General features: G+C 70.1%; 24 protein-coding genes. 10 read left to right on the top strand and 14 right to left on the bottom strand.

The genetic code is table 11. The features are described from left to right. Positions 1 to 4: 4 nt before the first annotated feature. Entirely contained in the window at positions 5 to 2,284 is a 2,280-nt protein-coding gene (locus ACFWY5_RS46845; protein ID WP_379638750.1) for an ATP-binding cassette domain-containing protein, read from the top strand. A gap of 52 nt (positions 2,285 to 2,336) precedes the next feature. On the opposite strand, the gene ACFWY5_RS46840 is transcribed toward ACFWY5_RS46845, so the two are convergent. From ACFWY5_RS46840 to ACFWY5_RS46825, 4 genes are all read right to left on the bottom strand, one after another. Then, positions 2,337 to 3,608, bottom strand: a complete 1,272-nt coding sequence (locus ACFWY5_RS46840) for an FAD-dependent oxidoreductase (protein WP_379638749.1) — start codon at positions 3,606 to 3,608, stop codon at positions 2,337 to 2,339. A gap of 95 nt (positions 3,609 to 3,703) precedes the next feature. Beyond that, positions 3,704 to 5,407: a DJ-1/PfpI family protein gene (locus ACFWY5_RS46835; protein WP_379638748.1), complete on the bottom strand. Its 1,704-nt coding sequence runs from the start codon at positions 5,405 to 5,407 to the stop codon at positions 3,704 to 3,706. Between the two features lie 90 nt (positions 5,408 to 5,497). Then, positions 5,498 to 6,712, bottom strand: a complete 1,215-nt coding sequence (locus tag ACFWY5_RS46830; RefSeq protein ID WP_379638747.1) for an amidohydrolase family protein — start codon at positions 6,710 to 6,712, stop codon at positions 5,498 to 5,500. 23 nt (positions 6,713 to 6,735) lie between these two features. Then, positions 6,736 to 7,098 carry a hypothetical protein gene (locus tag ACFWY5_RS46825; RefSeq protein WP_379638746.1) on the bottom strand — a complete coding sequence of 121 codons (363 nt, stop codon included), beginning with the start codon at positions 7,096 to 7,098 and terminating at the stop codon, positions 6,736 to 6,738. A gap of 83 nt (positions 7,099 to 7,181) precedes the next feature. Between ACFWY5_RS46825 and ACFWY5_RS46820 the strand changes: the two genes are divergently transcribed. Then, positions 7,182 to 7,604 carry a MarR family winged helix-turn-helix transcriptional regulator gene (locus ACFWY5_RS46820; protein ID WP_379638745.1) on the top strand — a complete coding sequence of 141 codons (423 nt, stop codon included), beginning with the start codon at positions 7,182 to 7,184 and terminating at the stop codon, positions 7,602 to 7,604. Here ACFWY5_RS46820 and ACFWY5_RS46815 read toward each other — a convergent pair. After that, a complete protein-coding gene (locus ACFWY5_RS46815; protein WP_379625206.1) occupies positions 7,591 to 8,088 on the bottom strand; it encodes an FBP domain-containing protein in 498 nt (165 codons plus the stop codon). The genes ACFWY5_RS46820 and ACFWY5_RS46815 overlap by 14 nt on opposite strands. A gap of 66 nt (positions 8,089 to 8,154) precedes the next feature. Here ACFWY5_RS46815 and ACFWY5_RS46810 point away from each other — a divergent pair, with 66 nt between their 5' ends. After that, on the top strand, positions 8,155 to 8,727 hold the full coding sequence (locus ACFWY5_RS46810; RefSeq protein ID WP_379625208.1) for a TetR/AcrR family transcriptional regulator: 573 nt from the start codon (positions 8,155 to 8,157) through the stop codon (positions 8,725 to 8,727). Positions 8,728 to 8,839: 112 nt separating this feature from the next. On the opposite strand, the gene ACFWY5_RS46805 is transcribed toward ACFWY5_RS46810, so the two are convergent. The 3 genes from ACFWY5_RS46805 to ACFWY5_RS46795 all read right to left on the bottom strand — a co-directional run bounded on the left by ACFWY5_RS46805 (position 8,840) and on the right by ACFWY5_RS46795 (position 11,032). Continuing rightward, positions 8,840 to 8,992, bottom strand: coding sequence for a hypothetical protein (locus ACFWY5_RS46805; RefSeq protein WP_379638744.1), 153 nt, complete (start codon positions 8,990 to 8,992; stop codon positions 8,840 to 8,842). Positions 8,993 to 9,200: 208 nt separating this feature from the next. Further along, on the bottom strand, positions 9,201 to 9,881 hold the full coding sequence (locus tag ACFWY5_RS46800) for a response regulator (RefSeq protein WP_379625212.1): 681 nt from the start codon (positions 9,879 to 9,881) through the stop codon (positions 9,201 to 9,203). After that, positions 9,878 to 11,032 carry a sensor histidine kinase gene (locus tag ACFWY5_RS46795; RefSeq protein WP_379625214.1) on the bottom strand — a complete coding sequence of 385 codons (1,155 nt, stop codon included), beginning with the start codon at positions 11,030 to 11,032 and terminating at the stop codon, positions 9,878 to 9,880. The genes ACFWY5_RS46800 and ACFWY5_RS46795 overlap by 4 nt, the downstream gene beginning before the upstream one ends. 205 nt (positions 11,033 to 11,237) lie before the next feature. Between ACFWY5_RS46795 and ACFWY5_RS46790 the strand changes: the two genes are divergently transcribed. Together ACFWY5_RS46790 and ACFWY5_RS46785 are read left to right on the top strand one after the other, a co-directional pair. Continuing rightward, the gene (locus ACFWY5_RS46790) at positions 11,238 to 12,338 is read left to right on the top strand and encodes a serine hydrolase domain-containing protein (RefSeq protein WP_379625217.1); all 1,101 of its coding nucleotides are present in this window, start codon (positions 11,238 to 11,240) and stop codon (positions 12,336 to 12,338) included. A gap of 163 nt (positions 12,339 to 12,501) precedes the next feature. Then, positions 12,502 to 13,848 (top strand): alpha/beta fold hydrolase, encoded by a 1,347-nt coding sequence (locus tag ACFWY5_RS46785; protein ID WP_379638743.1) that lies wholly within the window; start codon positions 12,502 to 12,504, stop codon positions 13,846 to 13,848. A gap of 118 nt (positions 13,849 to 13,966) precedes the next feature. On the opposite strand, the gene ACFWY5_RS46780 is transcribed toward ACFWY5_RS46785, so the two are convergent. The 3 genes from ACFWY5_RS46780 to ACFWY5_RS46770 form a co-directional block, all read right to left on the bottom strand. Continuing rightward, positions 13,967 to 14,254: a hypothetical protein gene (locus ACFWY5_RS46780; protein ID WP_379638742.1), complete on the bottom strand. Its 288-nt coding sequence runs from the start codon at positions 14,252 to 14,254 to the stop codon at positions 13,967 to 13,969. 164 nt (positions 14,255 to 14,418) lie between these two features. Further along, complete coding sequence (locus ACFWY5_RS46775) at positions 14,419 to 15,771, bottom strand: serine hydrolase (RefSeq protein WP_379638741.1); 1,353 nt, start codon at positions 15,769 to 15,771, stop codon at positions 14,419 to 14,421. After that, positions 15,768 to 16,007, bottom strand: a complete 240-nt coding sequence (locus ACFWY5_RS46770; protein ID WP_379638740.1) for a hypothetical protein — start codon at positions 16,005 to 16,007, stop codon at positions 15,768 to 15,770. Before ACFWY5_RS46770 ends, ACFWY5_RS46775 begins: the two co-directional genes overlap by 4 nt. Before the next feature lie 168 nt (positions 16,008 to 16,175). Here ACFWY5_RS46770 and ACFWY5_RS46765 point away from each other — a divergent pair, with 168 nt between their 5' ends. Next, positions 16,176 to 17,081 carry a MarR family transcriptional regulator gene (locus ACFWY5_RS46765; RefSeq protein ID WP_379638739.1) on the top strand — a complete coding sequence of 302 codons (906 nt, stop codon included), beginning with the start codon at positions 16,176 to 16,178 and terminating at the stop codon, positions 17,079 to 17,081. Positions 17,082 to 17,119: 38 nt separating this feature from the next. Here ACFWY5_RS46765 and ACFWY5_RS46760 read toward each other — a convergent pair whose 3' ends face one another. Continuing rightward, the gene (locus ACFWY5_RS46760; RefSeq protein ID WP_379638738.1) at positions 17,120 to 18,040 is read right to left on the bottom strand and encodes a hypothetical protein; all 921 of its coding nucleotides are present in this window, start codon (positions 18,038 to 18,040) and stop codon (positions 17,120 to 17,122) included. Between the two features lie 1,261 nt (positions 18,041 to 19,301). Then, complete coding sequence (locus ACFWY5_RS46755) at positions 19,302 to 19,748, bottom strand: MarR family winged helix-turn-helix transcriptional regulator (protein ID WP_379638737.1); 447 nt, start codon at positions 19,746 to 19,748, stop codon at positions 19,302 to 19,304. Positions 19,749 to 19,832: 84 nt separating this feature from the next. Here ACFWY5_RS46755 and ACFWY5_RS46750 point away from each other — a divergent pair, with 84 nt between their 5' ends. Both ACFWY5_RS46750 and ACFWY5_RS46745 read left to right on the top strand, forming a co-directional pair. Then, entirely contained in the window at positions 19,833 to 20,723 is an 891-nt protein-coding gene (locus ACFWY5_RS46750; protein WP_379638736.1) for an SDR family NAD(P)-dependent oxidoreductase, read from the top strand. A 75-nt stretch (positions 20,724 to 20,798) separates the two neighbouring features. Beyond that, a complete protein-coding gene (locus ACFWY5_RS46745) occupies positions 20,799 to 21,926 on the top strand; it encodes a transposase (protein WP_379638735.1) in 1,128 nt (375 codons plus the stop codon). Between the two features lie 19 nt (positions 21,927 to 21,945). On the opposite strand, the gene ACFWY5_RS46740 is transcribed toward ACFWY5_RS46745, so the two are convergent. Beyond that, positions 21,946 to 22,137, bottom strand: coding sequence for a hypothetical protein (locus ACFWY5_RS46740; protein WP_379638734.1), 192 nt, complete (start codon positions 22,135 to 22,137; stop codon positions 21,946 to 21,948). Positions 22,138 to 22,143: 6 nt separating this feature from the next. Here ACFWY5_RS46740 and ACFWY5_RS46735 point away from each other — a divergent pair, with 6 nt between their 5' ends. Then, a complete protein-coding gene (locus ACFWY5_RS46735) occupies positions 22,144 to 22,368 on the top strand; it encodes a hypothetical protein (RefSeq protein WP_379638733.1) in 225 nt (74 codons plus the stop codon). A gap of 161 nt (positions 22,369 to 22,529) precedes the next feature. Further along, positions 22,530 to 23,087 (top strand): hypothetical protein, encoded by a 558-nt coding sequence (locus ACFWY5_RS46730; protein WP_379638732.1) that lies wholly within the window; start codon positions 22,530 to 22,532, stop codon positions 23,085 to 23,087. Positions 23,088 to 23,107 lie beyond the last annotated feature (20 nt).

Raw genomic sequence — 23,107 nt, 5'->3', positions numbered from 1 at the left:
AGACATGCAGCCTTCGGACTACGACGCCGCAGACAACCACGACCTCATCCAGGTCCGTGGAGCCCGAGAGAACAATCTGAAGGGGGTCTCCCTCGATCTGCCCAAGCGCCGGCTCACCGTCTTCACCGGCGTGTCCGGGTCGGGGAAGTCCTCGCTCGTCTTCGACACGATCGCGGCCGAGTCGCGCCGGCTGATCAACGAGACCTACACCGCGTTCATCCAAGGTTTCATGCCGCCGCTGTCGCGACCCGAGGTGGAGTCGCTGCACAACCTGAGCGCCGCCATCATCGTCGACCAGGAGCGGATGGGGGCCAACGCCCGTTCGACGGTCGGCACGGCGACGGACGCGTACACGATGCTCCGGATTCTGTTCAGCCGGCTGGGCGAGCCGTTCGTCGGGCCCGCCCCGCACTTCAGCTTCAACCGGGCCGAGGGCATGTGCCCGGCGTGCGAGGGCCTGGGCAAGGTCACCGACATCGACGTCGACGAGCTGATCGACAAGGACAAGACGCTCAACGAGGGCGCGGTCACCGCCCCCGGCTACGCCGTCGACACCTGGTACTGGCAGATCATCGTCAACTCCGGCTTCTTCTCCCCCGACCGCAAGCTCAGGGACTTCACCCCCGAGGAGTGGCAGCTACTCCTGTACGCGCCGGTCACCAAGGTCAAGGTCGGCACGAGTAACCTCACCTACGAGGGCCTGGTCCCCAAGATCAGGAAGCAGTTCATCGGCAAGGAGCGCGACTCCATGCAGTCGGCCGCGCGCGCCTTCGCCGACCGTGCCATCAAGCTCGGCACCTGCGCGGACTGCGGCGGCTCCCGCCTCAACCAGGCCGCCCTGTCCTGCCTCATCGACGGCCGCAACATCGCCGACTGCTCCTCCATGCAGATCAACGACCTGGCCGAGTTCGTCCGCGGGCTCAAGGGGTCCGGCGTCGGGCCGATGATCGACACCCTCGCCACGACACTCGACTCGCTGGTCGAGATCGGCCTCGGCTACCTCAGCCTCGACCGCGAATCCGGGACGCTGTCGGGCGGCGAGTCGCAGCGCGTCAAGATGGTCAGGCACCTCAGCTCGCCCCTGACCGACGTCACCTACGTCTTCGACGAGCCCACCGCCGGCCTGCACCCGCACGACATCCAGCGCATGAACGACCTCCTGCTCCAGCTCCGCAACAAGGGCAACACGGTCCTGGTCGTCGAGCACAAGCCGGAGACCATCGAGATCGCCGACCACGTCGTCGACCTCGGCCCCGGCGCCGGTTCCGCGGGCGGCGAACTCTGCTACGCCGGCGACCTCGACGGGCTGCGCGCCTCAGGCACCCTGACCGGCCGCTACCTCGACCATCGGGTACGGCTGCGCGAGACGTTCCGCACCCCGGCCGGTCACCTGCCCGTCACCGGCGCCACCCTCCACAACCTCAGGGACGTCGACGTCGACATCCCCCTGGGCGTGCTGACGGTCGTCACCGGCGTGGCCGGATCGGGAAAGAGCTCGCTCATCCACGGTTACGTGTCCGGCGGCGACGGCGTGGTCGTCGCCGACCAGTCGCCGATCCGCGGCTCCCGGCGCAGCAACCCGGCGACCTACACCGGCGTCCTGGACCCCATCCGCGCCGCCTTCGCCAAGGCCAACGGCGTCAAGCCCGGCCTGTTCAGCGCCAACTCGGAAGGCGCCTGCCCGGCCTGCAAGGGCATCGGCATGATCTACACCGACCTGATGATGATGGCCGACGTCGGCTCGGTCTGCGACGAGTGCGACGGCAAGCGGTTCACGGCCGAGGTGCTGTCGTACCGGCTGCGCGGCAAGAACATCAGCGAGGTCCTGTCCATGTCCGCGGAGGAGGCCCGCGACTTCTTCACCACCGGCCAGGCCAGGACGATCCTCGAGCGCCTGAACGCGGTCGGCCTCGGCTATCTCGGCCTCGGCCAGCCCCTGACCACCCTGTCCGGCGGCGAACGCCAGCGCCTCAAGCTCGCCATCCACATGGCCAAGAACGGCTCCACCTACATCCTCGACGAACCCACCACCGGCCTGCACCTGGCCGACGTGGACCAGCTCCTCGCTCTGCTGGACCGGCTGGTCGACGATGGCAACACGGTCATCGTCATCGAACACCACCAGGCCGTCATGGCCCACGCCGACTGGATCATCGACCTGGGTCCGGGCGCCGGACACGACGGCGGCCAGATCGTCTTCTCCGGCACCCCGGCCGACCTCATCGGCCAGGGCTCCTCCCTGACCGCCCAGCACCTGCGCAAGTACGTGAGCGCCGGCACCTGATCGACCTGCTCACCCGCCTCGTCGGCGAGCACCCCTGACGCGGCCCGGGACGTCAGGCCGGGGAAACGATCCCGCCGGTCAGCTCGCGCAGCCGGGCGGCACCCGGCGTCAGCAGTTCCGCGACGGCGAGCGCCGACCTGACCGCGCTCTCCTGGCTGTCGCTGCCGGTCAGATGGCTGCCCGCCAGGTAGATCCCGCCATGTCCCTGGCGGGCGGCCAGCGTGGCGCGGGCCCGTACGGCCGCCGGGGTGACGACGAGCTGGCGGAAGGAGCGCTGGGCGACGACCTCGGCGGGCGGGCGGTCGCGGTAGGTGATCCAGCTCTTGAACACGTCCACCCCGAGGGCCGGGCCGTACCAGTGGGCGGCCTCCGCCCAGCCGTCGTGCACCTGCAGGTTCACCGCCGACCAGTGCCGGCGGTCGGCGGGCTGGTAGGCGGGGTCCAGGTGGACGGCGACCTCGGCCGGCGTGTACGTGAACGCGCCCAGCGCCAGCCGTAGCCGATGCGTGCCCGCCAGCGGGGACAGCAGCGACAGCGCCGCGGGCGCGGGCAGGGCTAGCACCACGCAGTCGGCCACGACCGCGCGGCCCGCGGCGTCCACGACCTCGAACCGCCCGTGGTCGCGGCGCAGCGCGCCGACGGGTGAGCCGGTGCGGACCGCTCCAGGCGGCAGCGCGTCCGCCAGCCTCCTGGTCACGTCCTGGCTGCCGGGGACGAGGGCCGACCACAGCGGCGCGTGCTCCCCGGAGGCGGCCGACACGCTCAGGCAGAACTCGATCGCCGCCCGCGCCGACACCTCGGGCGCCTGCTCGTTGGCGCATCGGACGTGGTGGGCCAGCAACGGGTAGAGCAGCCAGTCCTTGGTCTCGCGCGCGAGCGGCAGCGGCTCGACCAGCTCGGCCAGCGGGATCTCCCAGCTCGGATCGGTCGCCTGGAACTTCGCCGCGGCGGCCAGAAACGTTTCCAGCGCCTTCCACGGCCGTCCCGTCACCGGTGCGCGATCGCCGCGCCGCTCGTCGGGCAGGTGCGGGGTGACCAGCATCGGCGCCGCCCGGTCCGGCCCGGTCACGGTGAGCGTCAGCGGCGCGGGGGCGAGGTCGGCGCCGGACAGTCCCAGCAGCCGCAGCAGCCGGCCGTGCGTGGGAAAGCCGGTCGGTGAGAGGTACTGCGCGCCGAGGTCGACGGTGACGCCTTCGGCCCGCACGCTGTGGGCCTGCCCGCCGGCGTGCCGGGCCGCTTCGAGCACGACCACCTCGTGCTCGTCGTTCAGCAGCCACGCGGTGGTCAGACCCGCCAGCCCACCTCCCACGATCGCGATCCGCATGCGTCACCCCTATGGCAGGCCTCTGACGAACAGTCAGAAGAAGAGTCAACCCACCACACTAGGCCGCATCCGCGGAAATGCCCACGCCTTGGGCCCTACCGGCTCCCCCGGCGGCCGAGCGCCCAGCGCACCGCCCGGCGGCCGGCGACGGCCGCGACGGCGCCCAGAAGCAGGAGCACCAGCAGGACGATCGTCGCCGGCCACAACCAGCCGCTGCCGCGCAGGTCCACGTCCATCACGGGGTACTCCAGCGTCTTGGCCGCCCACCGGGCGGTCGGCACGTCGTAGGTGCGGGCGATGTCACGCAGGACCGGGTCGAAGGCGAACTCGGCGCCGGTGTGCAGATACACCGCGCCCGCCTCCCGGCCCCGGGCGGCAGCCGTACCGGGCACCAGCAGACGGTCCAGCCCGCCGGCGTCGCGGGCGCGCGGGACGAACGTCAGGCCGTGCCGCGACCTGATCGGCCCCTCTCCGACCGCGACCGTCCGCCCGATCATGGAGTGTTCGGTGTACGTCGCGAACGCCGAGGCCAGTTCCAGCTCCCCCGTCCCCTCGACCAGCCGGACGCCGATGGCGGAAGGACCGACCTGGTAGGAGGAGTTCAGGGCGACGACGGCCACGTCCGCCGGTTCCCAGCTGGAGACCGGGACGGACCCGGACACGCCGGGCGTGTAGTGGCGCCAGTGGACCCGGCGGGCGGCCTCGCGGGCGGCGTCCATGCCGGCCAGCCGTTCCAGGACACGCAGCCCGCCGTCGATCCCGGACAGCACGCCGGCCGTGGAGATCACCTCGCCGTCGTCCACGTAGCGGCGGCCGCCGACCCAGCCGACCTTGCCGTAGTCCGCGCGCAGCTCGGGCAGCCGCCACCAGTGGGAGGTCGCGGGCCGGCCGTCCAGCAGTCCGCTGGCCGCCAGCGTGCGGGCCCCCGCGCACACGCTGACGGCCAGCGCCCCTGCCGCCGCCTGCCGACGCAGCCACGCGGTGATCGCGCCGAGCTCGGCCGGGTGGTTGAGGGCGGGGACGACGACGGCGTCGAGGGTGTCGCGCCGCTCGGCCAGCAGCCGGTCCAGCTCGCCGAAGGTCAGGTCGGGCACCAGGTCGAGGCCGCCGGTCAGCGGCACCAGCCGGGCTCCGGGCGAGACGACGTAGGTGTTGACGCGGCCGGAGCCGGCCAGCACCTCGTACGGGCCGAGCAGGTCGCCGGCGTTGGTGCCGCCGCCGCTGACCAGCAGGGCCACGGTGGGCTTGGCCGGGTCGTGCCTGGCCTGGTTGCCCGCCGGCCGTACCGTGACCGCGTCGGCGCGGGCGGCGTACAGACCGGCGAACTTCCCCGCGGTGTTCACCCCCGAGACCGACGCGGGGACCAGCAGCGCGACCAGCACGACCCCCGCGCGCCCGAACCAGCGAGGATCCAGCCGATGCTCATGGTTCAGGTACTGCTCGCGCCGCCACAGCATGACCGCCGCCATGGCGACGAACATGAGCACGTGCCCGATCGTCATCACCAGATGGCCGGACATCACCCCTAACCAGTACGGGACGAGCAACAGGAGGAACGGGGCGATCATGGCCACGCTCATCTCGGCGATGGCGGGCCAGGCGTGGTGGCGTACGCGCATCCACAGCGCCATGCCGACGGTCATGTCGGCGGCCATGATGAGGACGTCGACGTCGGTTCTGCGGGTTCCGGGCAGGACCGCGTCCCACAGCAGGCCGAGCAGCAGCATGCCGGCGAGCATCGCGACGGCCATCTCGAGGTAGTGCAGTCCGAATCGCAGCCATCTCTTCGTCTGAGTCATGACTCGACTATCGGAGCGGGCGGGGCCGTACCCCAGGAATGGGCGTGCGCAGGTCCGGAATCTTGGGTGTCCGGTCTTTCCTGCCGTGGGTCAGCGCGGCTGGCGTACGCCCCGGCGCCAGACCTCGGCGATGGCGCGCGTGGCGGTGATGCCGCGGGTCGGGTCGCCGTCGACCAGGACGAGGTCGGCGCGCAGGCCGGGCAGGATGCTTCCGCGGTCGGTGAGTCCGAAGTGGAGCGCGGGCAGGCGGGTGGCGGCGGCCAGCGCCTGCTGGGGGGTGAGGCCGGCCTCGACCAGCAGCAGCAGTTCGCGATGCATGCTCGCGCCGTGCAGCGGGGCGAAGAAGTTCGCGTCGGTGCCGGCCAGCAGGGCGACTCCCGCGCGGTGCAGGACGGCGGCCGTGCTCAGGGCGTTGACGACGCCCTGCGGATGGACGGGGACGACCGAGTGGTCGCGGTCGAGCGCGGCCCTGGAACGCTCGGGCAGGCGGGCGGCGATCCGCTCGTCACGCACGAGCTCGGCGCCGCGCGGGTCCTGAGTGATCGACTCGATGTACGCCAGCGTGCTGACCACGAAGACGCCCTGCCCGGCGACGCGGGCGGCCAGCTCTTCGGTCACCGGGTCGCCGGGCGCGCTGTCGTGGAAGACGTGGGCCAGGCCGTCGATGCCGGCGTCCAGCGCGATGGCGGTGTCGCGGGCGGTGGCGACGTGCGCGATCGTCCGCAGCCCCGCCGCGTGCCCCGCCTCGACCAGGGCCTCGACGACGTCCGGGCCGATCACCGGCAGGTCGAGCCCGGCGCTCGTGCCGTTGTCGATCACAATCTTCAGGTAGTCGGCGCCCTCGGCCACCCGTGCCGCCACGAACGCCTTGGCCTGCCCGGCGTCGGCGATCGTGTCGAAGGGGCCCACCGCGTCGCCGAGCCAGTCGAGCGCGCCGCCCTCGGCGGCCATGATCTGGCTCGGGTGCCCGCCGGGCGCGGTGGCCAGCACGCCGGAGCTGCGCAGGTCGGCCACGTCGTCGCGCTCGGCCGCCAGCCGGCGCTGGCGGGCGAGGTTGCCGGGCAGGCAGAACATGTCGAGCTCGGTGGTCACGCCGAACGTGAGCGCCTGGGCGAGCATGCCGTCGGAGACGTGCACGTGGGCGTCGATCAGGCCGGGCAGCAGGGTCTTGCCCGTCCCGTCGATCTCCACGTCGGCGCGCAGCCCGTCGGGCTCGGCGATCCGGTCGCCGACGATCAGGACATCGGATTTGGGGAGGATGCGCTCGCCGGTGAAGACGCGGGCGCCACGGATCAGAGTACGCATACGTCTGATAGTACGACCTCAAACTATCTGGTGTCGAATTTGCGGCGGACGATCACGACGACCAGCAGCGCGATGGCCAGCACGTCGAACGGCGCGCCGAGCGTGTCCCCGAACCGCTCGGGCCCGAGCAGGACCAGGAAGGTCGCCTTGGTCACGATGGCCGCGGCGGCGACCGGGATCCGGGCCAGGGACTGGAAGGCGGCCCAGACGAGCGCGGCGCCCAGCGCCGCCTGCAGCATGCCGCGGTGCTGCAGCAGCGCCAGGGCCATCGGGTCGGACGGCACCGCCATGCCGTACGCGGTGATCAGGGACGCGGGCACGAACAGGGCGGCGACCGGCGTGGCGGTGATCACGCCGAGTGCCACCAGGATGATCCTGTCCAACATGTTCCCTCTTTCTGATTATCAGTAGAGCTGATTATCAGCATAAGGAATCGATGTGCCCGCGTGAAGGCCCTAGATTGGGGTTCATGGAGCCACGCCTCGACACCCAGACGGGCTACCTGCTCGTCAAGCTCGGAGCCCAGGCCGGGGCGCGGTTCGACGGCGTGCTGGCGCCGCTGGGCCTGCGCGGCCGGCACGTGCGGGTGATCGAGGAGATGCGCGGCGCCAGTCACTCGCAGCAGGAGTTGTGCCAGGCCACCGGCCTGGACCGGACCACGATGGTGGCCGTGCTGGACGACCTGGAGCAGCGCGGGTACGCCCGCCGCTCGCGCAGCACGGCGGACCGGCGCAAGCACCTGGTGACGCTCACCGGCGCGGGCGAGCGCGCGTTCAAGGAGGCGGCGCGGGCGCTCGCCGAGGCGCAGGAGGCCTTTCTCGCTCCGCTGAGCGCCGGGGAACGCGACCAGTTGCACGACCTCGTCGAGCGGCTGCGGCTTACGACAGGGTGACCTTCTCCAGGAACGCGTTGACGTTGGCCACGGTCCGCTCGGCCAGCTGGTCCAGCGTCAGCGACTCGTGCAGCCGCGCGCCGGGCCCGGCGTCCTTCTTGCCGCGCAGGTAGAGGGAGCAGGCCAGGTCGGTGCACATGTAGGCGCCCACGGAGTTGCCCTGCTGGCCGCCCTTCCCGGCTCTGCGCGCGGTCAGCAGGGACACGCCGTCGCCCATGTGGCTGGTCAGGCAGATGGAGCACATGCTGCGCCGTACGTGCCGGGCGTTCGGCGCGGCGCGGCGCAGCGCGACCCCCGCGAACGTCACGCCGTCGTCGGCGACGAGATAGGCCCGCTCGGGCGCGGCGGGGTCCTGCCAGCCGAGAAAGTCCAGGTCATCCCAAGGCCGCTCGGCCAGATCCCTGGGTACGGCCAGCCGTTTGGCCTCCCCCTTGCTGCAGTTGACGAAGGAGGCACGGATCTCACGCTCGGTCAGTGGTCTCATACCGGCGAAGCTAACTTTTCCTAGAGATACTATGCAAATGATTAATCCCTCTAGGAAGATGGTCACATGGCACGCGTGGGACTGAGCGCCGACCGCCTGACCAGGGCGGGCGCGGAACTGGCCGACGAGATCGGCTTCGAGAACGTGACCGTCTCCGCGCTCGCGCGCAGGTTCGGCGTCAAGGACGCCAGCCTGTACTCCCACATCAGGAACGCCCAGGACCTACGCGTACGGATGGCCGCCCTGGCCCTGGCCGAGATGGCCGAGCGGGCCGCCGCCGCGCTGGCCGGCCGCTCGGGCAAGGACGCGCTGGCCGCCTTCGCCAACGCCTACCGCGACTACGCCACGGAACACCCCGGCCGCTACGCCGCCGCCCAGATCGAGATCGACCCCGAGGGCCCCGCCGCCGACGCCGCCCGCCGGCACTCGGCGATGGCCCGCGCCATCCTGCGCGGCTACGCGCTGCCCGAGCCCGACGAGACCGACGCGGTACGCCTGCTGCACAGCACCTTCCACGGCTACGTCAGCCTGGAGCGGACCGGCGGCTTCAGCCACGGCGCCCGCGACTCCGGCGCCTCCTGGGCCCGCATCCTCGACACCCTCCACTCGCTGCTCACGACCTGGCCGGCAGGAAGGTGAAACAGTCGACCTTCCAGCCGTCCTTGACGAGGTCGCTGTGGGCGACGACCCGCCGGGTGAATCCCGGGGTTGAGGAACCTGCGGACAGCCGTTGGCGGTACCCGCGAGTAACTTAGCTGGACGCTTCCGCCGCCAACGCGATCCTGATCGAGGCCCAGCGCGGCGGGCTGCTCGCCTCGGCAGACGGGCTGCCGTCGACCTGCTGCGCGCCCAGGGCATCCTGGTCAACGATGAGGACGCTGCCCGGCTCAGCCCGCTTGGCCACGCCCACCTCAACGTCCTGGGCCGCATGCCATCGCTTCCTCCGCACCCACCGACGGCCTGCGCCAACCCGGCGAGACCCCCGAGCAGCCCGATGACGATGGCGCAGTGGATGAGGGCGTATAGACCCCCGGAGCTTTGCGCCGATGGCGCTGGCACCGGAAACCCCCGCGTTTCCGAAAGGCGGGAAGCATCGGCTATATCGGCCGTGATCACGTCCCCGGCGGCGTGGTCAGTCCATGTTCCTGGGCGAGGATCGCCGCCTGTACGCGATTGGCCAGCCCGAGCCGTCCAAGTAGGCGGTTGACGCGTCCTTTGACGCCGGTCTGGGTGAGGTTCAGGGCTTGGGCGATCTCGGCGTTGGAGAGCCCGCGGGCCAGCAGGTTCAGGACGTCGAGTTCTCGTTCGGTGAGGGCGGCGAGAGCCTCGGGTACGGCCTTGGGAGAGGGCGGCGGGGTCGCGGCGAAGGTGGCGATGAGGCGCCGCGTGACGGTGGGGGCCAGCATCGCCTCGCCGGCGGCGACTACGCGGACGGCTTCGGCGAGCTGGTCGGGGGTGGCGTTCTTGAGCATGAAGCCGCTGGCTCCGGCCCGTAGTGCGTCGTGGACGTACTCGTCGAGGTCGAAGGTGGTCAGGATGAGTACGCGGGGGCAGGGCTCGGGGTGTGGCCACTCGGTGAGGATGCGGCGGGTGGCGTCGACGCCGGTGAGGCCGGGCATGCGCACGTCCATGAGGATGACGTCGGGGCGCAGGTCGAGGGCGGCGGCGATGGCTTGTTCGCCGTCGCGGGCCTCGCCGGCGACGGTGAAGCCGGGGCGGCGGGCGAGGGTGGCTTTGAGGATGGCGCGGATGAGTTCCTGGTCGTCGGCGATCAGCAGCCGGATCGGGGTCATGTCTCCTGCCAAGTAAGGGCGGCTTCGACGCGCCAGCCGCCCTCGGGCGTACGGCCGGCGCTGAAGGTGCCCTCGAAGAGGGCGGTGCGCTCGCGCATGCCGATCAGGCCGAGCCCGGAGCCCTGCGGGGCCGGAGGCCGGAGGCGCGAAGGTGGGCCATTGATGACGGTCACGGTCAGTCTTCCCGGCGCCTGGCGCAGGGTCAGGTCGACGGTGGTGGCGCCCGCGTGCTTGAGCACGTTGGTGAGCGCCTCCTGGATGATGCGATAGGCGGTGATCTGCACGGCGTCCGGGGCGGTGAGGCTGCTGGGTACGGTGATCTCCACCCGGCACCCGGCGGCGTTCAACGGGGCGGTGAGAGCGTCGAGGTGGGCCAGGGAGGGCTGCGGGCCGTCGTGGTCGTCGGTCAGCAGGCCGACCATTCTGCGCATCTCGGTCAGGGCGGTGTCGGCCGAGGTTCCGATCACGGCCAGGCCGGGTTCCTCCGGCAGGGTCTCGGCGGTGGAGCGGGCCTGCATGGCGATGACGCTGACGTGGTGGGCGATCAGGTCGTGCAGGTCGCGGGCGATGCGGGCGCGTTCGGCCGCGACAGCGCGCCTGGTGCTGCGCTCCTGCTCGGCGCGCAGACGTACCGCATAGAGGTGGGTACGGCGGTGCGCGAACCCCAGCGACCACGCTCCCGCGGAGATCGCGAGCAGGAGCAGAAGGGCCGTGACACTCCAGCCCGGGTCGGTGGATGGCGGCATGCCGAGCCAGGTCCGGATCAGGTCGGGCAGAAGGAGGGTGGCGGCCACGAGGGGAATCGCCGCCGCGCTGAGCGGCGGGCGGGCATGGCGGGCAACGGCGTATCCGGCGAAGGCCACGAACAGTCCGCCGGTGTGATCGTCCGGCGGCGCGGTCACGCCCTGAACCAGGCTCAACGTGCTCACCAGAGCCAGGACCGTCCAGGGGTGGGTGCGCCGCCAGAGCAGCGGCACCACCTGCGCCACGATCAGCGCGGGCCTCAGGAGGCCGTCGTCGGTGCTGTAGTCGGCCCAGACCAGCACGTCGAAGGCGATCAACGTGCTCACCAAGAGGAGATCAGCCGCGCGCGGATGCCCGGTCAGCCACCGCCGCAGCGCGGACACGGACGCCGGCACCTGGGTTGTCATGGGAGGCACCAGCCTAAACGAGCTCCGACTTAGGTCGCGTATCCAAAGACACGCGGCCGCGTCCGGCTCCTTCCGCGGGCTCTGCCCCGGATCGGTCTCTGGGCCGATTTTCCCGGTCAACGGCGCTTCTAGGGTCGAACCATCCCCATGAACGAGCGGGCCGCAGACGGCGCCGCCGTACCGATGTGTGAGAAAGGCGAATCCCATGAAGAAGACGTTGACCGCGATCCTGGCCGCGGCGGCGGCCGTGACGGCGACCTCGGCACCCGCTCAGGCGGCGCTCGACAGCCGTAAGGCCGTCGTGCAGCGCAACCTGGACGAGCTGACCGCGCTCAGCCAGGCGGGCGCGGTCGTGCGCGTGGTCCAGGACGGGCGCACGTGGAGTGCGCGTTCGGGGACCGCGGTGTGGGGCAGGAAGACGCCGGTGCCGCTGAACGGGCACTTCCGGATCGGCAGCGTGACCAAGATGATCGTGGCCACGGCAGCACTGCGGCTCGTCGGCGAGGGCAAGGTCCGGCTTGACGGCACGGTGGACACCTACCTGCCCGGCGTGCTCAAGGACGGCGGCAAGATCACCGTGCGGATGCTGCTACGGCACACCAGCGGCCTGAGCGACGACGCCAGCAACACCAAGTACCTGGGCGACGAAGGCACGCAGAAGTACCGTTACACCCACGTCAAGACCGAGGAACTCGTCAAGCTCGCCGACGACTCGCCCCGGCGGTTCGCCCCCGGCGCCAAGCATTCCTACTCCAACGCCAACTACTACCTGCTCGGCATGATCATCGAGAAGGTGACCGGCAACCCGTGGGACCAGGAGGCGACCCGGCGACTCGGCCTGCGCTCCACCTGGTATCCCGGCGACAAGGTGAGCCTGCCCCGGCCGCACGCGCGCGGCTACCTGTGGATCGGCGGCAAGCCCGTGGACTTCACCCGGCTCAACACCACCGCCGCCAACGCGGCGGGCGGGATGGTGTCCACGACCGCCGACCTGGACAGGTTCATCGAGCGCCTGCTGGCCGGCAAGGTGCTCAAGCCGGCACAACTGCGCGAGATGCTCGACGTCACGGCCCCGCCGGCCGGTGACCAAGGCGACGGTGAGCCCGGCCTGGGCATCTTCCGGTATGCCACGTCCTGCGGCAAGCAGGTCTACGGGCACAGCGGCGGCATCTCCGGCTACGCCACTTATGTCGCCTCCACGCTGGACAGGCGCCACCGGGCCGTGCTCAACCTGACGACGGCCAACCCGAAGTTCGCCGAGCCGGCGCAGCTCTTCAAGGTGATCGACTCGCTGTTCTGCGGCTGACCCGCCTTCGCGAAAGACAGGAACATCATTGATTTCCGCTCTCATGGCGATCACCACGGTTGTGTCCGTGCTGTCATCGCCCTCCCCCGCGCAGAGCGCGCCTGCCTGGTGTCCCACCGTCGCCGGCCACCGTGTGGAATGCGGATCCGAGTCGCGCCCCCTGGTGACGGGCAAGCCGGCGCTGGGCACCGTCGACGTCGCCTACGCCCTGATCCGCCGCAAGGACGAGTCGAAACCCGCCAAGAACACCATCGTCGTCAACCCGGGCGGCCCCGGCGGCGGCGCCATCGAGTCCGCGAAGGGATACACCAAGCTGACCAGATCGCTGGCCGCCGACCACGACCTGCTGCTGATCGACCCGCGCGGCACCGGCCAGTCCGGCAAGCTGACCTGCGGCCTGACCCGCCTCGCCCTGCTCACCCGGCCCGAGCTGCGCCGCGCCGCCGCCCGCTGCGCCGCCACCCTGGGCCCCCGCGCCGAGGGCTACACCTCGGCCGCGACCGCCGACGACATCGACGCGGTACGGCGCCGCCTCGGCCTCGACCAGATCGTCCTGTACGGCGTCTCCTACGGCACCTACCTGATGTCGATCTACGCCGAACGTCACCCGGAAACCGTGCGCTCCATCTTGTTCTCCGGCGCCTACCCGGTCGGCTTCGACCCCCTGGGCGGGCCCAGCGCCAGGGCGATCTCCCTCACCCTGCGGCGCATCTGCGAGCGCGCCGCCGCCTGCGACGGCGACGCCGTCGTCGCCGACCTGCGGACCGTCAACGCCCGGCTGCGTGCCGAGCCCCGCCCGATGACCATCACCGTGGACGGCAAGCCACGCGCCCTCACGCTCACCGAGTCCACACTGGCCCTCGTGCTCACCTTCCCGGCCAGCCACGCCGTGGGCAGCACACCGGGCAAGTCATCGCTGCTCGGCCGCCTGCCGGCCCGTCTCCACCACGCGGCCCGAGGCGACTTCCGCCCGCTGGTCAACGAGATCGGCGGCGTGTTCAAGGAACTAGCCGCCGACCAGGACGACCAGGCACTGAGCACCAGTGTGGTGTGCAACGACTACGCCAGGCCGTGGTCGGTGCACGCACCCCTGCGCGAGCGGTGGCGGCAGTTCCACCGCTCCGTGGAACGTGCCCGCCCCGCCGAGTTCGGCGCTTTCAGCCCGCGCGCCTTCGCCACCAGCCCGCTCGACGGCGGCGACCTGTGCATCGCCTGGCCCAAGGAGGGGACGGCCCGGCCGTACACGCTGACCGGGAAACTCCCCGACGTGCCCACGCTCGTGATCTCCGGCGACCTCGACAGCAACACCTCCGACGAGAACGGCAGGCGCAACGCGGCGCAGTTCCCGAGCGCCCGATTCCTGCCGGTGCCCAACACCGGGCACATACCTGAGCTCGACGCCACCGGCTGCGCGAAAGCGATCGTGACCGGCTTCATCCGCCACGAACGCCTCAGCGACACCTCCTGCCTGCGGCGCATCCCACCGATCAAGGTCAAGCCCGTCCGCTAGCCTTCCGCCGGTCCGACCGCCCCGCCTGCCACCCGACAGGGACAGCATGCTCATCCCCGCCACCTCGCTCGCCGCCGGCTGGCCACCCGGTACTTCCCCTCCGACCACCGGCCAGGCTTCAGCGTCGGCGGGACGCCGGGTCGCGGCCTTCCTGCCAGCGGGCCCGCGCGTCAGGCGAGACCCGGGCGTAACGCGCCAGCGAGGCGACCGAGGTGTGGCCGGAGAAGTCGAGCAGAGTGAAGCTGTTCGCACCATCTTCGGCGGCGTGTAGGACGGCCGGGCCTGGCCGGAGGCGGGGTCGAGGTCGCCGGGCGGCGGCGTTGACCCCGCAGCCGGTGCCCATGTCGAGGACACGATCGTCGGGGCGGACCTCGTTCAGCACCGCCTCCCCCAGCAGATGGGACATTCCGGTGATCGGCTGCACCTCCGGCGGAACCACCAGAGTCCTGCCCAGGTACGTGAACGTCTGGCCCGAGCCCGCCTCGGCTTTCGCGGCCTCGTAGGCCCGCTGATGCCTCTGGCGGATGCGTTCCCCTCGGCGGAGAGCGACGAGGTGAACATTCCCGAACTCTATGCCGGGCGTCTGGGCGTCACCCGGCAGTTGGTGTGAAGGTACTGGGCCGCGCCGTCCTTGAAGTCGTAGATCGCGACGGTCTGGGTGTCCTCCTCGGTGGGCATCAGGAAGTGCGTGTCGCTCACCGGCAGCAGTTCGTACGTCAGGCGGTCCGGTTTGCCGAGGAACGCGGCCTCCATCGGGTTGAGGAAGAGGGTCATGAACAACTTCTCGCCCTCCGCCTTCACCTCGTAGCGGACGTCCGGTCGCTCGTAGACGCCGTCGTACCGCGAAAGATCGAGCTTGAGATCCGGGACGGGCGCGGGGAGGGCGGGGATCGTGACCGCGCCGAGCTCGGCCAGGATCTCGTTGAACACCTTCCGGTACAGGCCGTCGCGCGGCCCGCCGTTGGTCAGCATCGTGAGGGCGAGGTTCGAGTCCGGCAGGACGCGCAACCGGGCGTTCTGGCCGATGGTGCTGCCGTCGTGCGCGTAGACGGTCTCGCCGTGCCAGTCGCACACGATGAGTCCGAGCGCCCATTCCGGTCCGAACATGTACGGATCAGGCACCGGCACGCGTGACCGCATCATCTCCTGAACGGCCGCGGCCGAGACGATCCTCGTGCCGTCGGCCGCCTTGCCGCCGTTGAGCAGGACGTGGGCCAGCGCGAGCACCTCCCCGGTCGTCGAGCTGAGGTTGCCGCCGGGGCCGAAGGAGCGCGGCAGGTAGTCCACCGGCGAGACGATCGGCCCTTCCTCCGGCGAGCGGACGACGTGCCCCGTGGCCGCCCGTGTCCGGTCCACGTGCTCACGCCGGCTGCTCGTACTGGTCAACCCCATCGACTCAAAGAGCCGATATTTCATGATGTCGTCCCAGTGCCGCCCGTCGGCCACCTCCATGATGCGCGCGAGCACCGCGTAGCCGAGCGCCGCGCTGTATCCATGGGTGTACGCCAGCGGGTGCACCTGCGGCGCCCCGGCGATGTTGCGGATCATGCGCTCATAGACGTCGTCGCCTTCACCGGGATCGCCGAAGGACTCCTCGATGCCGTTGGTGTGGTTCAGCAGGTGGCGCGGTGTGACCGCGGCGCCGACCTCCGGATCGGCGACCGCGAACCCGGGCAGATAGGTCCGCACCGGCTCGTCCAGGGCGACCTTGCCCTCATCGACGAGCTGCATGAAGGCGAGCGCGGTCCAGGTCTTCGTCAGGGAGCCGCACTGGTAGATGGTGCCGGGCGTCGCGGGCTCTCGTGTCACGACATGCCTGACTCCGGCGGCGAGCTCGGTGATCTCACCGTTGTGCAGGATGCCGACCGCGGCGCTCGGGGTCTGGAACTCGTCGAGGATCTCCAGCAGCCGTTCCGGGGTCATCCGGGCAGCCCGACCGCGTTGGCGCTGTCGGCCTCGACATACTCCGTCGTGGCGTGGGGGCCGTCGAGGATGGCCTTCACGCTGTCGATCGAGTCGTGAACGATGACGTTGACCGCCTTGGTCCCGTCGGTGCTCGCCACCGCCACCAGCCACCGCGCGCCCGCGGGCAGCCGGCCGTGCGCCTGCTTGAGCGTGTCCCAGAATCCCCGCTCGTCGCTGATCGTGGAAATCGCCATTACGTGCATGCTTGTCGCACCCCTTTCGAATCGCGGAAAGGCTACGTTGCGTTTCACAGATCGTCAACGGAAAGTGCGGCTTTTGCCCTGATAATTGCAATGGTATTGACGGGAAACGCAACGAGTGTTGCAATGACTTGTCGACAAACGCACCCAGGAGGCGCACCGATGCCCGGAGGCAGGCTGACCCACGACGAACGCCGGCAGATCGCCGCCTGCGTCGCCGAAGGCCTCGGATACGCCGAGATCGCCAGGCGGCTCGGCCGGCCGACCTCGACCGTCAGCCGCGAGGTCGCGCGCAACGGCGGGCCCGGCGGTTACCTGGCCGACCACGCCCAGCAGGCCACCGGGCGGCGGGCGGGGCGGCGCCGGCCGTACCGGACGGTGTCACCGACCGTGACCCACGACTTCGCGGAACGGCTCGCCGCGCTCATGTCCGGGACCGGCCTGCCCCGCATGCCGTCCCGGGTCTTCGTCTGCCTGCTCACCACCGAGTCGGGCAGCCTGACCGCGGCCGAGTTGGCGGCGCGCCTGCGGGTCAGCCCCGCGTCGGTCTCCAAGGCGATCGCCTACCTCCATCCCCTGGGACTGGTCGGCCGCGAACCCGACCCCGGCGGCCGCCGCGAACGCTACATCGTCCACGAGGACTCCTGGCTACGCGCCTGGACGGCCGACACGCGCGCCCACGACAAGGTCGCCGAGGCGACGCGAGACGGCATCGAGATCCTGGGCGCCGACACGGCGGCCGGAGTCCGGCTGGCCCGCATGGGCCGTTTCTTCACCTGGATCAGCGAGGAGATGTCCAGCACCGTCCTGACCGAACCGGCCGTGCACAACGCGCTGACGGTACTCGCCGCCCTGGTCCACGCCGCCCGGCCACTCACCGTGGACGAACTCGCCACCGCACTGGCACTCCCCCGCGAACGCGTCGCCGACGGCCTGAACGCCCTCATCCAACGCCCGGCCATCGCCGACCCTCTGACCGTGCTGCATGCGTCCACCGGCGCCTACTCGGTCACCACCCGCCCAGACCGCCTCACCCCAGCCCAGCGCACCGCCCTCACCACCCCATGACCCGAGCGCCCTCCACCGTCCTTTGACCTGAGTGCCCGTCACCGTCCGGCCCCACCGCCCCTTAGCTCCGCGACGACCGCCCGCTCCCGCAACTGGGCCGCCTCCGCCCTGACCGTCTCCAACTCGGCCCGCAGATCCTCCAGCCGAGCCCGATCCACCAGCGACTCTCCCCTGACCCGATCCAGCTCGGCCCGCGTCCTGTCCAGCTCAGCCCGTACTTCGTCCAGCTCGGGGCCACTGCCGGCGGCCACCCGAGCCTCGACCTCGCCCAACTCCGCCCGAGCCGCGTCCCGGGCGTCCTGCGCCTCGGCCAGCCGTACCCACGCCTCATCCCGGGCAGCCTCCGCCTTGGAGAGCTCCGCGACCGCAAGCCGCCGACCTTCCTCCGCGGCATCAGCCCGCGCGCCCGCCCGCTCCCGCTCCTGCACCGCCGCCTCGGCCCGCGCCCCGGCCGCCGCGACGTCCCGCTCGGCTTCCTCCCGCCCCCGCTCAGCCTCCCGCCGCGCAACCGCCGCCGCCTCCGCACTCCCCCGTTCCCGCTCAGCTTCCTGCTCAGCCTGTACGGCCCGCGCCTCCGCCACCGCAACCTGCCCAAGAGCCGCCTCAACCCGCCCAGCCAACTCCTCCCGGGCAAGTTCGGCCGCCTCAACCCGCCGAGCAGCTTCCTCGGCCACCTCCTCAGCCCGCCGAGCCGCCCCGTCCGCCAGCTCCTTGGCCTGCCGCACGGCCTCATCGGCCCGCTGCTTGGCCTGCCGTTCCGTGGAAGCCGCCTCCCGCAACGCCGCCAGCGCCTGCTCTCTGGCCTGCTCGGCATCACCGAGCGCGGCATCCCGCTCCGCTTCGGCCTCGCCCACCCGCCCCCGCATACGCTCGGTCTCCCGCTGCGCTTCCTCGACGGCTTCGCGGGCCAGCCGTACCTGCTCAAAGGCCTGTTCCCGCTCCGTACGCGCGATCGCCACCCGCGTATGCGCCTCAGCCTGAACCGCACTCAGCTTGGCCTCAACCCCAGCAGGACTGAGCTCCTGGGACAACGCCCGAGCCAACGGCTCAACAGCCGCCGCCAGCCCGGTCTCCATCCGGTCATACAACTGCTCAGCCCTGGCCAACGCCCCTTCAAGCCCAGGTGTGGCCCGCCGCAGTTCCCGCTCCCGCTTGGCCGCCGCCTGACAATCCCCCTCAGGACAGTACGCCTTGGGCCGCCCCCGCCCCGCCCGCTGCTCAATCGGCGTCCCACAGTGCTTACAAGGCGTCACCACGCCCGTTTCCCCGCTCACAGAAGCACTCTAGCATTTTCGATTTTCCAGAAAATCAAAATCAGAAATTAAGATCCGTTGTGTCGCGAGCCGTCAGGGCAACTTGCGGGAATGGAGAATTCCCGCAAGTAACCGCTCTGACCGCCCCTGCGCGCCCCTGCATCGATCTGACCAGCTGAGAGTTCTCACTTGATGTCAGCGGGATTCTCATCACCGACAGGCCCAGGGGGAGGCTGTTGCGCTGCGCGGATTCGGCGTGAGCGATGCCTGTCGGCGGCTGAGCAGCGATGATCTGCTTTATCGCTCCTCAGATTGTTGATCATGGAGAACCATATGAGCCCCTCCCCCACCGCCGACCTCACCCCACGGGCGGCAGCGCGCTCCACCGAGCACACGTTGGAGAGCGAGACCACCCGCTTGGTGGAGGACGGCCCGCAAGCACCCAGGCCATGGCCGGGGCAACGCGCCGATGCTGGCGGCTGACCGCCGGTGGCTGGCCCGGGTGACCTTCGAGCGCACCGGCCGCCGCGCTCCGGAGCCGGGGCCGAGGAACATCGGTACAGCCGTTGGCGCTGAGAGTGATCTTGAGGATCGAACCGGTCGCTAAGGACGCTGTCACCCGGTACACGCGAGCTGGGTAAGGCCAGGTAGAGGCCCGGCTACCCCCATGATCGCGGCCACCACGCCGATGCCGAACCCGGCGCCCAACTCGGCCACCGCCTGTGCCGCTCCGGGAAGCGCGAGCACGCCGAGGGCGGTGGCGTGGGTCAGCACTAGGCCGTGTTCTGAGTTCGGATCACAATCGGAGTGATCCAGTCGACCTGCCTGGTGGCACGTGGCGATCTCACCGATGACGAGTGGCAGTCGATCGGCCCGCATCTTCAGCTGGCGGCGATCACGACCAGCAATGTCCCCCGCCACGGGCGGCGACTGGCCCGAATCACGGAAAGTGTGCCTGATCCAGTTTTCAGGTGTCGAGAGCGTCAAGGATGTCGCGAAGTGCGGTCTTCTGGTCGTCGGTGAGCTTGTCGACGACGGCGGCCATTGCGTCGCGGTGATCGTCCCAGAGGCGGTCGGCGGCCAGACGTCCGGTATCGGTGATGTGTAGGACGATAGAGCGCTTGTCTCGGGTGTGGGCTTGTCGGGTCAGCATGCCTGCGGACTCCAGGCATACCGCAAGGGTGGTCACGGCCCGGGGAGTCACACCGAGTCGACGACTCATCTCGGTCATGGTGAGGTCGCCGTCATCGCGGAGAAACGTCAGCAGTCGGAGCCGTTCGTAGGTGACCTGCTCGTTGAACAGCTGCCTACTGGCCCTCTGTCGCAATTTATGGACCGCCGTGAAGAGGCTCTCCGCGAGCGCCGCGCCATTCGCGGCCTCATCGGGACCCTCTGTGTGTGCTGCTGGATCCACGCCCGACTCCTCACGAGGTAAATACTGTATATGTTCAGTAATTAATGTACTGTCGGGGTTCAGTATCTATGAAGGAGGCGGCAGATGGCAGGTCGGGCGTCGACAGGGATTTGGACGATGGACGGGCGGACCGTCCTGGTGACGGGGACGACCAGCGGGATCGGTCGGGCAACTGCGGCGGCCCTGGGTCAGGCCGGGGCGGTCGTCTTGGCCCACGCGCGCGACCAGGCGCGGGCCGCTGCGGTTGCCCGAGAACTTGGAGCTGGCGGGGGACGGTTCGTGCCGGTGTCGGGTGACCTCGGGTCGCTGGCGGGTGTGCGGGATCTCGTCGAGCAGGTGCTGCAGGCGACCCCGGAGGGCCTGCACGTGCTGGTGAACAACGCGGGCGCGGCGTTCTCCCAACGCGCGTTGTCCCCCGACGGGGTGGAACGGACGCTGGCCGTCAACCACCTGGCAGCCGCAGCTCTCACTTCGGCGCTGCTGGACACTCTGCGCAACGGGGCCTCCGTGACAGGACGGCCTTCGCGCGTGGTCAACCTGTCCTCGACGTTGGAGAAGCGCGGGAACCCGAAACTGCAGGACTGGACCTATCCCACTGAATTCAGCCAGCTCCAGGCATACAGCGACTCCAAGCTGGTCAACCTTGCCTATACCTATGCCCTGGCCAGGGAACTTGCCGGTAGTGGAGTGACCGTCAACGCCGCAAATCCCGGCAGCGTCGCGACTGCGTTCGGGCGCAACGCCGGCGGCGTCCTCAAGATGGTTCAGATAGTGGGGAAGGCGTTCTTGGCCGGCCCGGAGAAGGGCGCACGCACTAGCATTCGACTGGCCAGCGACTCTGCATGGGACGGCGCGACCGGCGGCTACTACAGCGCCGCAGAACTCGACACGTCATCCGATGCCTCCCGCGACCCCGCCTTCGGGCAGCAGGTCTACGCCCACACCACCGCCATCCTCGCGCAGGCGCCGCGGTGACCAGCCCAATCCTGACCCGGCTGTTACGCGCTTCTGGCGCTGAGGGAGACCTAGGGCCTGTTCGCAGTTGAGATCATGATGTTGCGGATCCGCCTGCGCGGTGGCGTCCGACCCTGGCAGGCCATCGCCATGGCACGCGGCGATCTCACTGACGACGAGCGGTCCTTGATAGATCCTCACCTCCCGTTGAGTGAGCGAGGTCCGATCCCGGACCTGCGGCGGCAGTTCAACGCGGCGATGTGGCGGTTCCGCACGGGCAGCCCGTGGCGGGACGTGCCCCGAGAGCACGGGTCCTGGTCCACCGTCTACGACAGGTTCCGGTTGTGGGCGATGGCCGGCGTCTTCCAGGATTTGATGGAGGCCGTGATCGCCGAGGCCGCTGCCCGCGGGCAGGCGGACCTCGGGCTGGTCAGCGTGGACTCCACCACGGCCCGTGCCCACCACCACGCCGCCGGGATGGCCCTGGACCCGAACTCCTGGCGGCGTTGGAGAAGGCCGCCGAGGAAGAGCAGAGCTCGACCAAAGGAGCACACCGCCCCCGACGGCGGGGGAGAGCACAACGGGGAGCAGACTGCACGCCGGCAGGTGCGGCTCCGGAGTAGGGCACGGTTGAAAGCGGCCGGGCTGGGCCGCTCTCGGGGTGGGCTGACCAGCAAGGTCCACCTGTCCGCCGACCGGCGATGCCGTCCGCTGTCCTTCGTCCTGACTCCCGGCCAGGCCGGCGACAGCCCGCAGTGCCGCGCCGTCTTGGCCCGTATCAAGGTCCCCGTTCGTGCCGGCCGTCTGCGCACCCGCCCCGGCGCGGTGGCCGCCGACAAGGCGTACTACATCGGCGAATGCCAGATCGCCACCTCGGCCGCCGCGCGGATCACCATCGCCGGTGAACTTCTCGAATGGCGGCCCCATGACTTCCGTCGAATCTTCGTCACCGATGCCCTGCGCTCCGGACTTCCATCCCACATCGCCGCCAAGATCTGCGGACACGCCCTGCTCGATACCACGATGGGCTATGCCGCGATCTGCCCCGACGACGTCATCACCCACCACCGTGCGTTCATCGCCCGCCGCCGCGCCGAACGGCCCCAGCGAGGAATACCGTACTCCCACCGACCAAGAATGGGACGCCTTCCTCGCCCACTTCGAGAAGCGGAAAGTCTCGGTAGGCACCTGCGGCCGCGCGTTCGCCTCACCCTGCATCCATGAACACGCTTGTGTCAGATGTTCACTCCTGAGACCGGACCCCGCCCAGCGGGGACGCCTTGAGGAGATCCGTGACAACCTGCACGACCGCATCGCCGAGGCCGAACGAGAAGGCTGGCTCGGCGAGGTCGAAGGACTCAAGGTCGGCCTCGCCGGGGCCGAAGACAAGCTCGCCCAGCTCGGTGAGCGGGCCCGCCACACGACCACGATCCATCTCGGCATGCCAGCCTTCCCGGACATCGCCGGCCGTACGGCCACCTCTCTCCGCTGCCCGGCCAGGAGCTCCATCATGACCACGCTCGAACGAACGCTGACCAAGGTACTCATGGGGATCGTCATCGGCCTGGATAGCAGCGATGACGACGCCATCGCGCCCAAGGCCATCATGCCGCTGCTCCAACCGGCGATCGCCTCGCTGGACGAGCTCTCCGACGACGACAAGTGAACCCTCGTCAAGATGATCATCGACTGCGCCGACGAGGAAACCGATCCTGACCGGCAGTTGACGGCCGGGGAGATGCCGGAAACTCTGGGACTTCTCGTCTGACAGTCCGCCAACGTTGGGGGCAAGATCCTCACGAGATCGAAGCCCCCACAGAGGACGATATGAAGCCTCTCTCGATCATGGTTACCGTTACCGTCGCGGTGATCGTCGTCGCGGTCGGCTGGATGCTCGGCCCAGGCGCACCCTGGTGGCTGGAGCACATCGACGGCGTGACTGGCCTGCAGGGCGAAAAGCTCGCCGCCGCCGTCGACACCATCCGCGGCCGGGTCCTGGCGGTCGCCACCGGCCTGGCCGCCCTGATGGCGGTCTACTACACCGCGCGCAACTCCAAAACCGCCTGGTACACCTTCCAACTCGGCGAACGCGGCCATGACACCGATCGCTACGGCAAGGCCGCTGAACAGCTCGGCCATGCTCAAGCTCCAGTCCGGCTGGCTGGCCTCTACGCACTGGAGCAGCTGGCGCAGAACAACCCGGGCCTGCGGCAGACAGTCGTGGACGTGTTCTGTGCTTACCTCAGGATGCCCTACGCCCTGCCGGAAGAACTCGACCGTGGTGAGCAGATCCGTGGGGCGCCCCCCGCGGCCCCGGGCCCGGAGGCGGAACCACGGGGATTTAAAAAAAAGACGCAGGCGACCGCAGAGGGGGGGTTGATGTAGGGGGGGGGCGGGGCAATAAA

The sequence above is a fragment of the Nonomuraea sp. NPDC059007 genome, from assembly GCF_042740555.1.
In the GTDB taxonomy this organism is placed as follows: Bacteria; Actinomycetota; Actinomycetes; order Streptosporangiales; family Streptosporangiaceae; genus Nonomuraea.
This window is presented reverse-complemented; position numbering and strand designations above follow the sequence as displayed.

What these genes read in the sequence shown, in the direction of transcription:
- ACFWY5_RS46845 (WP_379638750.1), top strand. Translation starts at nt 5, where the DNA reads ATGCAGCCTTCGGACTACGACGCCGCAGACAACCACGACCTCATCCAG.
- ACFWY5_RS46840 (WP_379638749.1), bottom strand. Translation starts at nt 3,608, where the DNA reads ATGCGGATCGCGATCGTGGGAGGTGGGCTGGCGGGTCTGACCACCGCG.
- ACFWY5_RS46835 (WP_379638748.1), bottom strand. Translation starts at nt 5,407, where the DNA reads ATGACTCAGACGAAGAGATGGCTGCGATTCGGACTGCACTACCTCGAG.
- ACFWY5_RS46830 (WP_379638747.1), bottom strand. Translation starts at nt 6,712, where the DNA reads ATGCGTACTCTGATCCGTGGCGCCCGCGTCTTCACCGGCGAGCGCATC.
- ACFWY5_RS46825 (WP_379638746.1), bottom strand. Translation starts at nt 7,098, where the DNA reads ATGTTGGACAGGATCATCCTGGTGGCACTCGGCGTGATCACCGCCACG.
- ACFWY5_RS46820 (WP_379638745.1), top strand. Translation starts at nt 7,182, where the DNA reads ATGGAGCCACGCCTCGACACCCAGACGGGCTACCTGCTCGTCAAGCTC.
- ACFWY5_RS46815 (WP_379625206.1), bottom strand. Translation starts at nt 8,088, where the DNA reads ATGAGACCACTGACCGAGCGTGAGATCCGTGCCTCCTTCGTCAACTGC.
- ACFWY5_RS46810 (WP_379625208.1), top strand. Translation starts at nt 8,155, where the DNA reads ATGGCACGCGTGGGACTGAGCGCCGACCGCCTGACCAGGGCGGGCGCG.
- ACFWY5_RS46800 (WP_379625212.1), bottom strand. Translation starts at nt 9,881, where the DNA reads ATGACCCCGATCCGGCTGCTGATCGCCGACGACCAGGAACTCATCCGC.
- ACFWY5_RS46795 (WP_379625214.1), bottom strand. Translation starts at nt 11,032, where the DNA reads ATGACAACCCAGGTGCCGGCGTCCGTGTCCGCGCTGCGGCGGTGGCTG.
- ACFWY5_RS46790 (WP_379625217.1), top strand. Translation starts at nt 11,238, where the DNA reads ATGAAGAAGACGTTGACCGCGATCCTGGCCGCGGCGGCGGCCGTGACG.
- ACFWY5_RS46780 (WP_379638742.1), bottom strand. Translation starts at nt 14,254, where the DNA reads ATGTCCCATCTGCTGGGGGAGGCGGTGCTGAACGAGGTCCGCCCCGAC.
- ACFWY5_RS46775 (WP_379638741.1), bottom strand. Translation starts at nt 15,771, where the DNA reads ATGACCCCGGAACGGCTGCTGGAGATCCTCGACGAGTTCCAGACCCCG.
- ACFWY5_RS46770 (WP_379638740.1), bottom strand. Translation starts at nt 16,007, where the DNA reads ATGGCGATTTCCACGATCAGCGACGAGCGGGGATTCTGGGACACGCTC.
- ACFWY5_RS46765 (WP_379638739.1), top strand. Translation starts at nt 16,176, where the DNA reads ATGCCCGGAGGCAGGCTGACCCACGACGAACGCCGGCAGATCGCCGCC.
- ACFWY5_RS46750 (WP_379638736.1), top strand. Translation starts at nt 19,833, where the DNA reads ATGGCAGGTCGGGCGTCGACAGGGATTTGGACGATGGACGGGCGGACC.
- ACFWY5_RS46745 (WP_379638735.1), top strand. Translation starts at nt 20,799, where the DNA reads ATGATGTTGCGGATCCGCCTGCGCGGTGGCGTCCGACCCTGGCAGGCC.
- ACFWY5_RS46740 (WP_379638734.1), bottom strand. Translation starts at nt 22,137, where the DNA reads ATGGATCGTGGTCGTGTGGCGGGCCCGCTCACCGAGCTGGGCGAGCTT.
- ACFWY5_RS46735 (WP_379638733.1), top strand. Translation starts at nt 22,144, where the DNA reads ATGCCAGCCTTCCCGGACATCGCCGGCCGTACGGCCACCTCTCTCCGC.
- ACFWY5_RS46730 (WP_379638732.1), top strand. Translation starts at nt 22,530, where the DNA reads ATGAAGCCTCTCTCGATCATGGTTACCGTTACCGTCGCGGTGATCGTC.